This is a genomic window from Paenibacillus sp. FSL F4-0097 (assembly GCF_038593125.1).
GTDB classification, from domain to species: Bacteria; Bacillota; Bacilli; order Paenibacillales; family Paenibacillaceae; genus Paenibacillus_AQ; species Paenibacillus_AQ odorifer.
On sequence record NZ_CP151965.1, the window covers coordinates 3,105,998 to 3,120,148 of the forward strand.

16 protein-coding genes and 1 pseudogene are annotated in these 14,151 nt (G+C 42.2%); 15 read left to right on the forward strand and 2 right to left on the reverse strand.

Features of this window, described 5'->3' with window-relative positions:
* The first annotated feature begins 33 nt into the window (after positions 1-33).
* From MHH86_RS13980 to MHH86_RS14035, 12 genes and pseudogenes are all read left to right on the forward strand, one after another.
* The gene (locus MHH86_RS13980; RefSeq protein ID WP_036686708.1) at positions 34-1,203 is read left to right on the forward strand and encodes an MFS transporter; all 1,170 of its coding nucleotides are present in this window, start codon (positions 34-36) and stop codon (positions 1,201-1,203) included.
* A 152-nt stretch (positions 1,204-1,355) separates the two neighbouring features.
* Complete coding sequence (locus tag MHH86_RS13985) at positions 1,356-1,976, forward strand: thermonuclease family protein (protein ID WP_076143963.1); 621 nt, start codon at positions 1,356-1,358, stop codon at positions 1,974-1,976.
* A 67-nt stretch (positions 1,977-2,043) separates the two neighbouring features.
* Positions 2,044-2,487, forward strand: coding sequence for an NUDIX hydrolase (locus MHH86_RS13990; RefSeq protein WP_038574424.1), 444 nt, complete (start codon positions 2,044-2,046; stop codon positions 2,485-2,487).
* 103 nt (positions 2,488-2,590) lie between these two features.
* The gene (locus MHH86_RS13995; protein WP_342479752.1) at positions 2,591-3,694 is read left to right on the forward strand and encodes a PRK06851 family protein; all 1,104 of its coding nucleotides are present in this window, start codon (positions 2,591-2,593) and stop codon (positions 3,692-3,694) included.
* A 148-nt stretch (positions 3,695-3,842) separates the two neighbouring features.
* Positions 3,843-4,559 carry an AzlC family ABC transporter permease gene (locus MHH86_RS14000; protein WP_076100925.1) on the forward strand — a complete coding sequence of 239 codons (717 nt, stop codon included), beginning with the start codon at positions 3,843-3,845 and terminating at the stop codon, positions 4,557-4,559.
* On the forward strand, positions 4,556-4,867 hold the full coding sequence (locus MHH86_RS14005; RefSeq protein ID WP_038570653.1) for an AzlD domain-containing protein: 312 nt from the start codon (positions 4,556-4,558) through the stop codon (positions 4,865-4,867). The genes MHH86_RS14000 and MHH86_RS14005 overlap by 4 nt, the downstream gene beginning before the upstream one ends.
* Positions 4,868-4,898: 31 nt before the next feature.
* A complete protein-coding gene (locus tag MHH86_RS14010; protein ID WP_342479753.1) occupies positions 4,899-6,398 on the forward strand; it encodes a PLP-dependent aminotransferase family protein in 1,500 nt (499 codons plus the stop codon).
* Between the two features lie 36 nt (positions 6,399-6,434).
* Positions 6,435-7,424 (forward strand): ROK family protein, encoded by a 990-nt coding sequence (locus tag MHH86_RS14015; RefSeq protein WP_341031708.1) that lies wholly within the window; start codon positions 6,435-6,437, stop codon positions 7,422-7,424.
* A gap of 19 nt (positions 7,425-7,443) precedes the next feature.
* Positions 7,444-7,776 carry a PQ-loop domain-containing transporter gene (locus MHH86_RS14020; RefSeq protein ID WP_080742697.1) on the forward strand — a complete coding sequence of 111 codons (333 nt, stop codon included), beginning with the start codon at positions 7,444-7,446 and terminating at the stop codon, positions 7,774-7,776.
* A gap of 31 nt (positions 7,777-7,807) precedes the next feature.
* Positions 7,808-8,698, forward strand: coding sequence for a serine/threonine protein kinase (locus MHH86_RS14025; RefSeq protein ID WP_341031706.1), 891 nt, complete (start codon positions 7,808-7,810; stop codon positions 8,696-8,698).
* 47 nt (positions 8,699-8,745) lie between these two features.
* Positions 8,746-9,165: an NUDIX domain-containing protein gene (locus MHH86_RS14030; RefSeq protein WP_342479754.1), complete on the forward strand. Its 420-nt coding sequence runs from the start codon at positions 8,746-8,748 to the stop codon at positions 9,163-9,165.
* Positions 9,166-9,229: 64 nt separating this feature from the next.
* Positions 9,230-9,762, forward strand: a pseudogene (locus MHH86_RS14035) (hypothetical protein).
* Positions 9,763-9,773: 11 nt separating this feature from the next.
* Here MHH86_RS14035 and MHH86_RS14040 read toward each other — a convergent pair.
* Positions 9,774-10,208 (reverse strand): DUF4395 domain-containing protein, encoded by a 435-nt coding sequence (locus MHH86_RS14040; RefSeq protein WP_036686729.1) that lies wholly within the window; start codon positions 10,206-10,208, stop codon positions 9,774-9,776.
* Between the two features lie 96 nt (positions 10,209-10,304).
* On the opposite strand from MHH86_RS14040, the gene MHH86_RS14045 reads away from it, so the two are divergent.
* The 3 genes from MHH86_RS14045 (at position 10,305) to MHH86_RS14055 (ending at position 13,534) form a co-directional block, all read left to right on the forward strand.
* Complete coding sequence (locus tag MHH86_RS14045; RefSeq protein WP_162164287.1) at positions 10,305-10,454, forward strand: hypothetical protein; 150 nt, start codon at positions 10,305-10,307, stop codon at positions 10,452-10,454.
* A 1,005-nt stretch (positions 10,455-11,459) separates the two neighbouring features.
* Entirely contained in the window at positions 11,460-12,029 is a 570-nt protein-coding gene (locus tag MHH86_RS14050; RefSeq protein ID WP_076100919.1) for a TetR/AcrR family transcriptional regulator, read from the forward strand.
* 50 nt (positions 12,030-12,079) lie between these two features.
* Positions 12,080-13,534 (forward strand): DHA2 family efflux MFS transporter permease subunit, encoded by a 1,455-nt coding sequence (locus MHH86_RS14055; protein WP_036685000.1) that lies wholly within the window; start codon positions 12,080-12,082, stop codon positions 13,532-13,534.
* Between the two features lie 119 nt (positions 13,535-13,653).
* On the opposite strand, the gene MHH86_RS14060 is transcribed toward MHH86_RS14055, so the two are convergent.
* Entirely contained in the window at positions 13,654-14,013 is a 360-nt protein-coding gene (locus tag MHH86_RS14060; RefSeq protein WP_141118520.1) for a hypothetical protein, read from the reverse strand.
* Between the last annotated feature and the right edge of the window lie 138 nt (positions 14,014-14,151).

Here is a 14,151-nt window from a genome sequence, read left to right on the forward strand (position 1 = left end):
AATATGTAAATATAAATGGAGGATTATTTTAAAATGAAAAAGGTTAACCCTTTACTTATTATTATTTTGGCTTTAGGCGTATTTGGCATTATTACAACGGAAATGGGGATTATAGGTGTTCTGCCACAGGTAACTCAAAAATTTAATATATCAACTTCTCAGTCTGGATGGCTTGTAAGTATATTTGCTTTAGTTGTTGCTATTTCAGGTCCATTTCTGACCTTATTGGCTTCTGGAATTAATCGTAAAGTAATTCTATTAACTGCCGTACTTATTTTTGCAATTTCAAATATTGTTTATGCGTATACGACCATGTTTGAAGTAATGCTGATTTTTCGTATTATCCCTGCTATTTTTCATCCCGTATTTTTTTCAGTTGCACTTGTTACCGCTGCCCAACTTGTCCCTCCGGAAAAGAGCACCAAAGCAGTTACAAAGGTTTTCGCCGGAATAACGGTCGGGTTTGCTTTTGGTGTGCCTTTGACTTCTTATCTCGCGGACAAAATTTCTTTAGAAGTCGCTTTTCTCTTTGGAGCTGTCGTAAGTATAATTGCCTTTTTAGGAATACTAGCTTGGCTTCCTTCCATGCCAGTTAAAGAAAAAATGTCTTATGGTAAACAACTTGGTATTTTACGCAAACCCCTATTGTGGTTAAATATTGTGGCAGTTATTTTTATCTTTGCAGCTATGTTTTCTGTGTACAGTTACTTTGCTGAATATCTTGGGCAGGTAACACATATGAACGGGTCATGGATTAGTATCATGTTGATGGCCTTTGGGATAATCATGATTTTTGGGAATTTTTTATTTGGAAGCCTTTTGCATAAAGGCATTACAAAGACCGTTATCATGTTTCCATTGTTATATGCGGTAACTTATTTATTCGTATATTATCTAGGTTCTTATTTCCTTCCGATGGTTGTTATCATAATCATTTGGGGGGCAGTGCATTCCGGCGGACTGATTGTCAGTCAAGCATGGTTAACGACCGAAGCGAAAGAAGCTCCCGAATTCGGTAACAGCTTGTTTATCTCATTTTCTAACCTTGGAATTACTATAGGGACTGCTATCGGTGGTTGGTTTATTTCTCATGCAGGAATACATCAACTCATCTGGATCGGAATTATGTTTTCCCTGCTTGCTTTCTTATCGATCATAATCAAAATAAAGATTTCCAAATTAAACGTGGTGGAAGTAGAGTAAAGGCGAAACAGCGATAGCCAAGTATCTTTTTTCTGGTACATGGCTGTCGCTGTTTTCTATGATTAGTATTACAGTCTTGTGTTTTTAAGTTTTTTAATTTATTTTTATTAGACCCCATGAAATTACATACGTGTATAAGAAAGAGGTTATCAATGAATAAGATTTATCTATTAAAAAGCTTTCTAGCTATCACACTCTTACTTGGAACAACAACTGCCTGCAACTTAGCCGAGCAGATTACTTTAGAACCAGTTCCAACGATTACGTCCGATTCCAGTTCTGGATTAGATTCTACGCCAGACAATACAACAGAGGACAACAAACGTTTAATAGATGCAAAGGTAACACGAGTAGTCGATGGTGACACCATGAAGCTGACTATAGGCGGCAAAAAGGAAACCATTCGTTTATTGCTGGTCGATACTCCAGAGTCAGTGAATCCGAATATCCCCGAACCACAGCCATTTTCGCTAGAAGCTTCTGATTTCGCCAAAAAGATGCTTACGGATAAAGATGTACAAATTGAACTAGATGTATCGGAGCGGGACAAATATGGCCGCCTACTTTGTTACCTCTATATAGATGGGAAAATGTTCAATGAGATTCTGCTAGAGCAGGGTTATGCACGTGTAGCCTATGTATTTGCACCTAACACAAAATATGTTGATCAATTTAGAGCGATTCAGGATAAGGCGCGAGAGCGGGAAATAGGTATTTGGAGCATTGAAAATTACGCGCAAGACAAAGGTTTTCATGTGCAGAAAAAGAAATGAACTTCTATTAACGTAGGGTATTTGAGCCTATTAGAAGACAGGGGATAGTTTATTGAGCGATTATATTATGGAGTTAAGAAAGCTGGTAGGTACCAGACCGCTTATAATGGCAGGAGCCTGTGTTTTATTGTGCAGCAATCATCAATTATTATTGCAACGTAGAACGGACAACGGGTGCTGGGGTTTGCCAGGTGGTTCAATGGAGCTTGGGGAGACTTTAGAAGAGGTCGCTAAGAGGGAGCTTTTTGAGGAAACAGGCTTAACAGCCAAAGTTCTTGATTTGTTCGACATGTTCTCTGGAAAAGATCTTTATTATAAATACCCGCACGGTGATGAAGTATATAATGTTGTGGCTGCGTATCTATGCACGGACTTTGATGGGGCGCTAAAAGTAGATGGAATTGAGGTGCAAGAATTGCGTTTTTTTAGTTATGAAGAATTGCCAAGCGAGCTGTCTCCTCCAGATGTTCCCGTCATTAAGAGGTTTATGGATCGTTTTGTTTGTAACTGAACCGGCTAACGAAACCACATCTCACTCAAAGCGTCACCTTTCCCTGGGTACATTAATAAGATGAACAATGAAACATGACATCAGCCCGGAAAGGTGTGCGATTATGGACGGAACAATCCTGAATTTCTTTGCTGGCGGCAACACAGCTCACGGCTTCTCTAACCTCTATGAGTCGTCATTGCAAGATTTAACGCGTTTGTTTGTTTTAAAAGGAGGCCCCGGTACGGGGAAAACTAGAATCATTCGAGAAATCGGAGATCTTCTGGCTCAACAAGGTTATGAGATCTGGTTAATTCACGCAGCGTCAGATAATGATTCACTCGACGGAGTGGTTATTCCTGAATTAAAAGTAGGAATTATAGATGGTACGGCTCCACGGGTCATTAAGCCAGAATTGCCTGAAGAGGCCATCGTACATGTGAATTTGGAGCAGGCCGTCGATACGCTCCAGTTAAGCCAGCATTGTGTTGAGATCGACAGCTTAGTTGATCAGTACACGGAAGAGCATGAACTCGCTTATTCAGGCTTTGCTGAAGCACTCCGCATTCATGACGAGTGGGAAGCGATTTATATTGCGACAATGAATTTCCAAGCCGCTGATGAGCTGACTCAGGAGTATATTCAACTTCTGTATGGTGATCAGAACTTCGAAAAAGTAAGCCGGGTGGATCACCGTTTTTTAGGTGCAGCTACGCCTAAGGGTGCAGTGGATTTTGTACCTAATTTAACCGCAGGACTAAAAAGATATCTTGTAAAAGGTCGCGCGGGATCCGGTAAATCTACACTTTTAAAAAAATTGGCAGCTGAAGGAATAAAACGTGGTGTCAATGTTGAGATTTACCACTGTGGTTTCGATCCGAACAGTCTTGATATGATTATCGTACGCGAGCTTGGGTTTGCTATTTTTGACAGCACAGCTCCGCATGAGTATTTCCCTGACCGTGCCACCGACGAGATTGTTGATATGTATTCACGGTGCATACAGCCAGGTACGGATGAAGCTTTTGCCGAAGCCATCGCAGGTATTAAAGAGCGATATTCCAGCACCATGAAACAATCCATTCAACATCTGACAGATGCCAAATTATTTTTGGATGAGTTAAAGACAATCTATGCCGCAGCTACAGATTTTGACCATGTAGATCAGATTAAATCCCAAATTCAACAAGAAATCAGCGGGATTGTGGAAAGTCCTCAGGAGGTTTAACCTTCATTAAAGATCGCTCTCTTAGCGGGCGGTCTTTTTTCTATGTCAAGAAATTGGTATGGTACATACGCACCCATGCGGTTATTTCCACCAGAATTGTATCCAAGTATGCTCTCTCTAGGGACAACGATAAGGGAGAGAGAAACTTATGAGTGATCAGAAAGTGATGTTTAGAACGGGTCTTAAGGATTCTGTAGCTATTGTTGCAGGATTTATTCCTGCTTGTTTTACGTTTGGATTGGTCGGTAAGGGATTAGGCCTGGGGAGTCTGGAAGTGTTCTTATTGTCAGCGCTCGTATTTGCGGGAGCCAGCCAATTTATTGGCGTGAAAATGCTTGCCGCTGGTGCCGCCGCTCCAATGATCCTGCTGCTTACGTTGATCATTAATTTAAGATATTTGTTTATCAGCCTATCTTTTGGGGGTCAGCTTGACCGTACAATCAATCCTCTGGCCAAAGTCTGGATTGGGTTCAGTTTAACAGAAGAAGTGTACGCTGTTAGTATGATCCCCCGCAATCATTCAAAAGAAAATATAACTCTTCCATATTTGCTGGGTCTACAAATTCCTCCGTATATAGCAAATTTGCTGGCAACAGCTGCAGGAATATCGCTGGCATCCTACATTCCGGCTATATACTTACCTGCTTTGAACACCTCATTATATGCCTTACTGATAGCACTAATAGTGCCACAACTAAAGGGAAGCATTCGGAATTTGGCCATATGTTTAGCAGCGGCGGGTTCTTCATGGCTTCTACATCCCGTACTTGGAAACTCCTCGATACTTGCAGCTATGTTAATTGGTATGGCAGTAGGCTCCTTATTTCCAGAGCAAGCTGAAGTAGAAAAGGAGGTATCCGTATGACTATTCTGATCATTATCGGGATGGCAATCCTTACATTTTCATTTCGTTTTGTACCTTTGCTGCTGACAAAGCATACGAATGGCTCTTCCAAAGTCCAAGCTTTGTTGGAATATTTGCCTATCGCGGTTCTTAGTGCTTTAACGGTTCCTGGGATATTTCAGGTGGACGCAGATGACAATCTTGTAGGTATCGCTTCGGGTATAGTCGCTGTTATACTGGTATTAATTAGGAAAATCCCGCTGTTACTCGTGATCTTAGGTGCTGTTTCTGCAGCAATAATTGTAAAAATCCTTACTATGAACCATTAAGAAAACCCGGATTAGAAGGGTAGGAAATCTTATGAAGCATGAATTGCTGATTACTCTCGATAAACAAAGACCCATTCCATTAAGCCGTCAAATTTATGAGCAGGTTCGTAATGCTATCCATTCAGGAGCTTTAAGTGGGGGGGATTCACTGCCTCCATCAAGGACTTTGGCTAATCAACTGGAAGTATCCAGAAGTGTAATTCTTCAATCCTACGAGCTACTTCAAGCAGAGGGTTATCTGGAGATGAGAAAAGGGGCAGGAACCTATATAGCGGGGCTGCCGGTGGAGGAGAAGAACCTCCAGGATTCTGAGAACCCTTACAATTTTATAACGAAAGGTCCTGATTTCCTTACACTCAATCCTTCTTCTATTATAGAAAACGACTTGAACACAGTATTATGTAATTTTCGGCACGGTGTACCTGCATGGGACGCATTTCCAATGGATCAGTGGCAAAAAGCATTAATGAATGCCTGTCGTCGTGCATCTCCTGATACTTTGGGTTACGGCCCGGTCGAGGGCTCTTTGGGACTACGCCAAGAGATTGCACGTTTATTACGGTCCACACGTTCGATGCCCGTGGTTCCGGAGCAAATTGTGATTACATCCGGGGCAACGCAGGCATTGGATATATTATCGAGAATTTTTGTTTCAAAAGGTGATCATGTTGTTGTTGAAGATCCATCACATAACGTTGTGCGGGAGATTTTTTCGTTCGCTGGAGCGGTGGTTACACCCATCAGAGTTGACCTAGAGGGTATCTCCGTAGATGAGCTCCAAGCAAGCTGTGATCACATCAAAGAAGGTCCTCATAAAAAACCAAAACTAGCTTATGTCACTCCTTCGCATCAGTTTCCTTTCGGGGTGACCCTGTCGATGAAACGAAGAGTGCAGTTACTGGAATGGGCCAAAGCCAATCAAGCTTTTATTATTGAAGATGATTATGACAGTGAATACAGGTACGAGGGTCCGAAGCTATCATCGCTTGCTGGACTAGATGTTGACGGTAGAGTAATTTATGTAGGCAGTTTTAGTAAAGTGTTATTTCCTTCTCTGCGCATAGGTTATGTTGTATTGCCTCCGACTTTGATTCAACCTTTTTTGGCGGTCAAATGGATAACAGATCGTATGTCTTCTGCTTTGGATCAGGAAGCGTTGGCGGAATTTATTCAGAATGGACATTATGCGAGGCATGTTACGCAGATGGGGAAACTTTATGCTGCCCGCAGGGCTTGTCTAGTAAAAAGTTTGAATGCTGAATTTGGCAGTCGTGTCCGCTATTATGGGGAAGAGGCGGGTCTTCATTTATTAATTGAGCTGGAATCTGGTGCCGATGAGCATCGTATAGCTGAATTGGCGTTACGATATGGAGTTCGGGTCTATCCTGCGTCTTCTTATTTTGTGGGCAGTAAACCTCAAGGTCCTGTCTTTCTACTTGGTTATTCTAATCTCACCGAGAATCAGATTAAGATGGGTGTGAACCGCTTGATGTTAGCTGAAACGGAAGCGGCAGTTAGTACTAGAACTTAATCGAAAGCGATAGAATATCTAATTCTGGAGGTTTTTATGAAACGGTATATGATAGGGATTGATCTTGGCGGAACCAATATTAAAGCAGGGATTTACGATACTGATTTTATAGCTGTTAAAGAAAGATCTATACCAACAGAGGCTGCTAAGGGCCCAGCCCATGTGTTGGGACGGATTAGAGAAGCCGTACGTTTAATCACGGATGAAGCGAATATTCCATTAGATTTGGTAGAAGGAATGGGAATCGGAGTGCCAGGATTACTTGATCCGGTAGCGGGAATTTCTTTTTTTTCACCGAATTTTCCGGATTGGGAGCATGTGCATGTTGTAGATGAGATGAAAAAATTCTATGACTTTCCTACTTTTATTGATAATGATGTTAGGGTTAATCTTTATGGTGAATGGCAACAAGGTGCAGGAAGAGGGTATAACAATCTGGTTCTGATTACATTGGGAACGGGATTAGGGTCAGGTATCGTGAATGACGGAAAAGTGATCTACGGTACGTCTTATAGCGCTGGTGAAATTGGGCATATGAATATGTACAGGAACGGACGTCCCTGCAAATGTGGAAGCTCCGGTTGTTTAGGGCGATATGTGTCCGCGATTGGCATGGTGAATACTTTTAAAGAGAAGCTGAAAGAAGGACGAACAAGTATTATTCAGACTTGGACTAATGATCAAGATGAGCAAATTACCGCGTTAATGATATCTGAGGCTTACGAACTTGGAGACGCTCTCTCTATGGAAGTAATGCAGGAGACTGGAGCTATACTTGGATTTGGATTAGCGAATGTTGTGAATATCCTCAACCCGGATCTTATTATTGTAGGTGGGGGAATGGCAGCGGCGGGAGATAAATTGCTCCAACCCGTAAGAGAGACTGTGCATCAGCATGCGTTGAAGCTATCAAGCAGGAAGTGTGAAATTGTTCAAGCAGAGCTTGGGAGTCGGGCAGGAACAATAGGTGCGGCCTCTTATGCGTATAATAAGCTGCAAGATGCAGGAAAATTAAACTTTGCTTAGTGTTATTTGTTTTTTTTACATGAAATGGAACCAGATTGAGCCGCCCGGAATACAACTGTATAAAATCCGTGGAGGTGCTCTTATGTTTGCAATCATGCAATTAATAGGTGGAGTGATTCTTTCTTTGGGATGGATCCCGCAGATTGTTCAAATCCTCAAATCAAAATCCGTAGCCGATTTAAATCTAAAATCGTATTTACTTATGCTGCTCGGGATTAGTCTAATGGAAGCTTATGCGATTAGTTTGGCGGTTACGGGGGTTGGATTAGCTTTTTTGATTACAAATACGATGTCTTTATGTGTTGTATTGCTGGTTATTATTCTAGTGATTAAATATCGAACAAGACAATGAATGAAGCTTATAAATTTAATCTAGATAGTGAATGCAGGAGGTTAATTTGCGCGAAAAAAATTATACATATGAAATCGATGCGGTAACTTTTCAATTACAGGAAGCCTGTGATTTTGCTTGGTTAACTAAGCTGGGAAAAGTGTTTAAAGTGTTCGATCAGCAAGACTCCGGAAATCTTTCTTTTGGTGTGGAGCAGGATGGAAAGAAGTTTTTTGTGAAATTTGCTGGAGCGAGACCTTTGACTTATGCCGGCAATCCTCAGGATGCTGTTAACCGATTAATTGAAGCTATTCCGTTATATAAAGAACTTAGATCTGATGCACTGATCACGCTACTGACGCATTATGAGGTTGAGTCAGGGTATGTAGCAGTCTTTGATTGGTTTGCAGGTGAATGTTTACATTCGCATTGGCTATTTGCGGGAGAAGCGAAGCTGAGTCATCCGGAGTCGCCTTTTTTTCGTTATAAGCAATTATCCGTTGAAAAACGTCTGTCTTCATTAGATGTAATCTTTTCGTTTCATGAACATGTTGAGTGTCGAGGGTATGCAGCTGTGGATTTTTATGACGGAAGTATTTTATATGATTTTGTAAACGATGAAACTAAAATTTGTGATATTGATTATTATAGACGTAAGCCTACTGTAAATGATCTGGGAGAGAACTTCTGGGGTTCATCCAGATTCAAGTCACCGGAAGAGTTTATCTTGGATGCGCCGATTGATGAAGTTACGAATGTATTTAATATGGGCGCTACAGCATTTGTTTTATTAGGAGGAGCATCCGATCGATCGTTTGCAAAATGGGAATCCAGCCAAGCCCTCTACGAGGTTGCTTTACGGGCTGTCAGTGCGGTGAGGGAGCAGCGGTATCGGAATGTAGCAGAATTTAAATTGGCTTGGGATGCGGCAAAAAATGTTTGAGGCTGGTGGGAAGGCGAGGGATATAATTGCAGGTAAACTTTTTTGAGTTGGATAAGGAAAAAGAAGTTGAGCTGAAGTACGTTGTTATTATGGTTAAACATGGTGAAGAATGGATCTTAGCGAGGCACCAGGACCGTTCGACGTGGGAGTTTGCCGGAGGACATATAGAGGTTGGGGAAACCCCGGAGCAGGCTGCTGCCAGAGAGTTATATGAAGAAACTGGAGCGGAACGATTTTCTATTTTTCCAATAGCTCTTTATAGGGTAACTAGTGTCGATGCTCCAGAAAACTATGGTAAGTTATATTTAGCAAATGTGGAACAGTTCGCTGAACTTCCTCCTTATGAGATGGCTGAGATCAGAGGATTTACTGAGATACCAAAAGAGCTGACGTATCCCTTGATATACCCAGCTTTGATATCAAAAGTTCAGGATTTCATTAACCATACATCTTCAGCTGAAAGATAAGAATGATAGCCCTGCTGTTGTCACATGATATGATTAATAAATAGAACAAGCAGGAGGGATTTCATTGAAAAGAGACATTCAGCATGTACCCTATGGCTATGAGCCACCAGTTGAGCAACGTAAAGGGACTTTAGTGTTTTACGATTCTTTTGAACATATAACAGATCAAGAGCTTGAAGTGGCGGCAAAAACTGCAGCAGACCGGCGTTTCACTAAACTGGTGTTATATCCACTTCATGAGGAAACGGTGCGACGGATGACCAAAGAGCCGGTGAGCGCTTATTATAAGCGAGAGGACCGGCTGCATGAATGGAAAAGAGAGCAAGGACGTAGCTTTATCACGGTAGAGAGTTTGGAAGGAAGCGAAAAAAGTATACTCCGCTTGATACTGCGCTGCGGCATCTTTTGGAGATCTATTCTTCGCCGATTTTTCTGTATTTAACGCCTGAGGTGGCGAATCAGTTTGCGTCTTATTCTTCTTTTGAAGAGTGGATTGTAAAAATTCGGTTATTGTTGCCAGCTGCACCTTCCTCACTGCATCCACGGTTACTAAAATTTCGCCATCGTTGGGATGTTATTGGAGAAGAGAGAGATTAAGATTAACAAATTTAATTTGGGCTGCTTTGTTTACGTCTGTAATTGTACATTCTCCATTGATAATGGATAAAACATCCGATACAAAAACCTAGGATTGCCACAGTGGCGGCCACCGCAACGAGCGCTGTGAAAATGTAAGCTGCGATCGTCCAGCCAACGATGAAGCTGATCAGACCCCCTGCGAGGCAGAAGACAGCTATGCTTTGATTAAACTGTTGTTGTGACCAGTCTTCGAGTACATAGTGGGAACGCTCTTTTGTCAGAAACCTGGCAGCCAGCTTAATGATGGGATTATAACCGAACAAAAGACCGAGCAATCCGGCAAACAAGGGCAGCGCTAGTATCCAGTGTTGTCCTGTTAGCCATGTTAATATTACAGAAATGACGATAAACGCCTGATTAGTTTTTACTAATGGTCGGGCGATTCCTTTGGGCACATTTTGCATTTTATTCACACCTTTCTCATTGGAATAATTATAGTATACGCTGGGATTGGGGGAATGGGAAGTAGATAATTTCGTGCGAGAGTGGATTAGTGAGGGATGGAGAAGGTATGGAGATGGCTGGAAGCGGATGGGGAAGATGGGGCGGATGGAGGTGGGTGGAGCCGATGGAGCGAATGGGGGCAGATGGAGCTGATGGAGCAGATGGAGCTGATGGAGCAGATGGAGCAGATGGAGCAGATGGAGTAAATGGGCTGGATGGAGGCAGGTGGTAATTTATTGAGAAAATACAGATGGACATTAATAGCATCCCACCCACCTAGCATGTTACGTCCTCATCTCCTCTCGACAGCACATTGGGCCTTCTCTCCTTTACCGCATCTGGTTCACTCCATTTCCTTCAGTCCAACTGATCCACTCTATCTCCTTCACTCCATCTGATCCACTCCATCTCCTTCACTCCATCGGACTCCAGAGTCCTTATTTGCTCGAAAAGTAACCTTCTGAATGATTAACGGACCCCAATGCAGCTATGAGCACAAAAAGGAATGAAAACAGCCCGGTTTGAGTGGAATAGCGACGGTGAGGTCCGAAAATGTGTCCAAAAGCCTGATTTAGCGCAAATAGCTGCATCTGAGTCCGATAGAAATGTTAGCTTGAGAGCAAAGTGTAGTACATGGAAAACAAAAGTGTGGGAGTAAGTGCGAAGCAAGGGAGTACACGGACAAATGCATGCGCGGAAATAGTGTGGGACAAGTGTAAGAACTAACGAAGCTAATAGCTCGATGAGAAGTAAATGTTGTAAAAGGATGCTCGAAGCTAGGAGCTATCGGACCCCAGAGTCCTTATTTGCTCGAAAAGTAACCTTTTGAAAGATTAACGGACCCCAATGCAACTATGAGCACAAAAAGGGAGGAAATCAGCTCCCTATGAGCGGAATAGCGTCGCTCAGGTCCGGAAATGTGTCCAAAAGCCCGTTTTAGCACGAATAGCTGCATCTGAGTCCGATAGGGAGGATGGAGCTAAACCAACCCAACCCAACCCAACCCAACCCAACCCAACCCAACCCAACCCAACCCAACCCAACCCAACCCAACCCAACCCAACCCAACCCAACCCAACCCAACCCAACCCAACCCCCACGATCTTCCACCAAAATTACTTTGAATTTAAGTGATTTATGTGTTGACATATCTCTTTAAAATATGGTTTTATTATGTAGACCAATTGTTATAATGCAAAGGAAGTGTCAGCTTGTCGAACAAGCCGAATACGCGTGAGGCGATTTTGGACACCGCTTCGAAATTGTTTTTTTCTCAGGGATATCATGCAACAGGACTGAATCAGATTATTAAAGACAGCGACTCGCCGAAGGGATCTCTTTATTACTACTTTCCCCACGGCAAAGAAGAACTGGCTTTAACATGTATTAACCGGACTAGTGAAGTTGTCGCACAGAAGCTTAGACATCATATGGAGAACAGCAAGAGTGCGTCTGAGGCAATGGAGGATTTCATTCTAGGAATGGCTAAAGATGCAGTGGAATCCTCATACGAGGGGATAGTTCCGTTTAGTTTTTGGTTAGCGGCGGAAACATCCTGTATTAGTGAAGAGCTGCGGACAGCATGTAAATCTGTGTTTATGGACTTGCAGGATGTGATCAAGAAACGTCTTTTGGATGAAGGCGTAGAGAACAAGCCCGCGGCCGATAAGGCTTCAGTGGTAATCTCTTTATTTGAAGGGGCGCTTCTCCAGACGCTGACTTTTCGGGATGAACAACCGCTTCTCGCGGCGGCAAAGATTATCCCAGCAATACTTGGTTAGATACAGACAAATAGACAAGATTATCAGGAGGATTAAGGGTGGAAGCAACTATGCAAGGGAATCAACAAAAAGAGGTCAAGAAGTTTAAGACTATTCCGATTCTTGTCTCTTTATTACTAGCAGGTTTTATCGGAATGTTCAGTGAAACGGCATTAAATGTTGCTTTAAGCGATCTAATGAATGTCCTACAAATTACCCCAGCAACAGCACAATGGTTGACAACAGCTTATCTGCTTACACTGGGTATATTAGTACCAATTTCGGGGATGCTGCTTCAATGGTTCTCGACGAGACAGCTGTTTATAGCGGCTTTATGTTTTTCAATCCTAGGAACATTCCTAGCAGCAGTCTCACCTAACTTTGAGTTCTTACTTACAGCAAGAGTGGTTCAAGCTATGGGAACAGCGCTTCTGTTGCCACTGATGTTTAATACAATCCTTATCATCATTGCTCCTGAAAAACGGGGGGCTGCAATGGGGATGATCGGACTGGTTATCATGGTTGCTCCGGCGATTGGACCTACCATTGCTGGACTTCTAATTGAAAGCCTCAGCTGGCACTGGATTTTCTGGTTGTCATTGCCATTCTTGGTGATTGCATTGATATTCGGGATTCTGTTCATGCAGAATGTAACAAAGGTGACGAAACCGAAAATTGATATCCTCTCCATTGTGTTATCTTCACTCGGGTTTGGCGGTATCGTGTTTGGTTTCAGCAGCGCGGGTGAAGAAGCGGGCTGGGGAAGTCCGAAAGTGATCATTGCGATCATCGTAGGTGTAGTAGCATTGTTATTGTTTGGACTTCGTCAAATGAAGATGAAGGAGCCAATGATTAATCTGCGTGCTTTTAAATATCCAATGTTCGCTATTGGTGTAGCTATGGTATTTATCTGTATGATGGTTATTCTGTCCTCCATGCTGATTCTTCCGATGTACCTTCAACAAGGACAAGGTTATACAGCTTTCAAAGCGGGTCTGTTGCTGCTTCCAGGCGGAATTATAAACGGATTGATGTCCCCAATTATGGGTCGTATGTTTGATAAATACGGTCCGAAATGGCTCGTTATTCCAGGCCTGATTATTGCAGCGGTAGCCTTGTGGTTCTTCTCCAGTATTAGTGTAGCTTCTACGGTTGTGTTCGTAATCGTACTTCACAGTACGCTTATGATTGGTATTTCGATGGTATTTATGCCGGCACAAACAAATGGTATTAACCAGTTACCACTAGAGCTATATCCAGATGGTACAGCTATCATGAATACACTGCAGCAGGTTGCTGGTGCAATTGGTACTGCATTAGCAGTCAGCATTATGTCCGCGGGTTCAAAAAGCTATATGAAAACTGTAGAGAACCCAGCAGATCCAGCTAATATGTTACCTGCGTTTACGAACGGTGTACAAAATGCTTTTATTTTCGGAATGAGTATGGCGATTGTAGGACTAATTCTTGCTTTCTTCATAAAAAGAGTAGTTGTTAATCATAAAATGAATACTCCAATGCATTAATAATTAGAGGAATTCGATTAAAAGGAGTGCTAACTGGCAACAGTTCTAGCACTCCTTTTTTGTCGTCAATCATTGTGTCCATTCCATCATATATACTCGTTTTAATTCCACGTTAAGGATCACGATACAGTAGCTATCATCATCTTTTTCTTATAGTAATATAATCCACTTTCTTCGAGTTCTATAAGGTTCGCCCAAAATAATTTTTCGTATTTGGCTTTTTCATTTGGATAAATGGCCATCACGGAATCTTTGAAGCTTGATATTCTCTCTTTTAAGGGGTCAATGGATTCAACATTGAGGGGATGCCAAAATGCTGCGTCTTTGATTTCTATGAATTGCTTTTCGTTGTAATTTAATACGTAATAGCTTTCGCCATCCCCATGGAAACTGGGTGGACTTTCAAATATCACTTTTGACTCTGTAGGTTTAGAGATCGCTATTCCCCAATTTATCTTCCACGCCTCATAATAGGTCAAAGAATTGTTATGGAGCATATATCCAACGAAAATAACTATGAAAAGAACGAAAAACTCCAGATGGCTATTGTTGTTTTTTGCATGGTAGATCTCCTCAAAATGTCGCTTGTATTACCATTATTATACATGGGAGAGTGG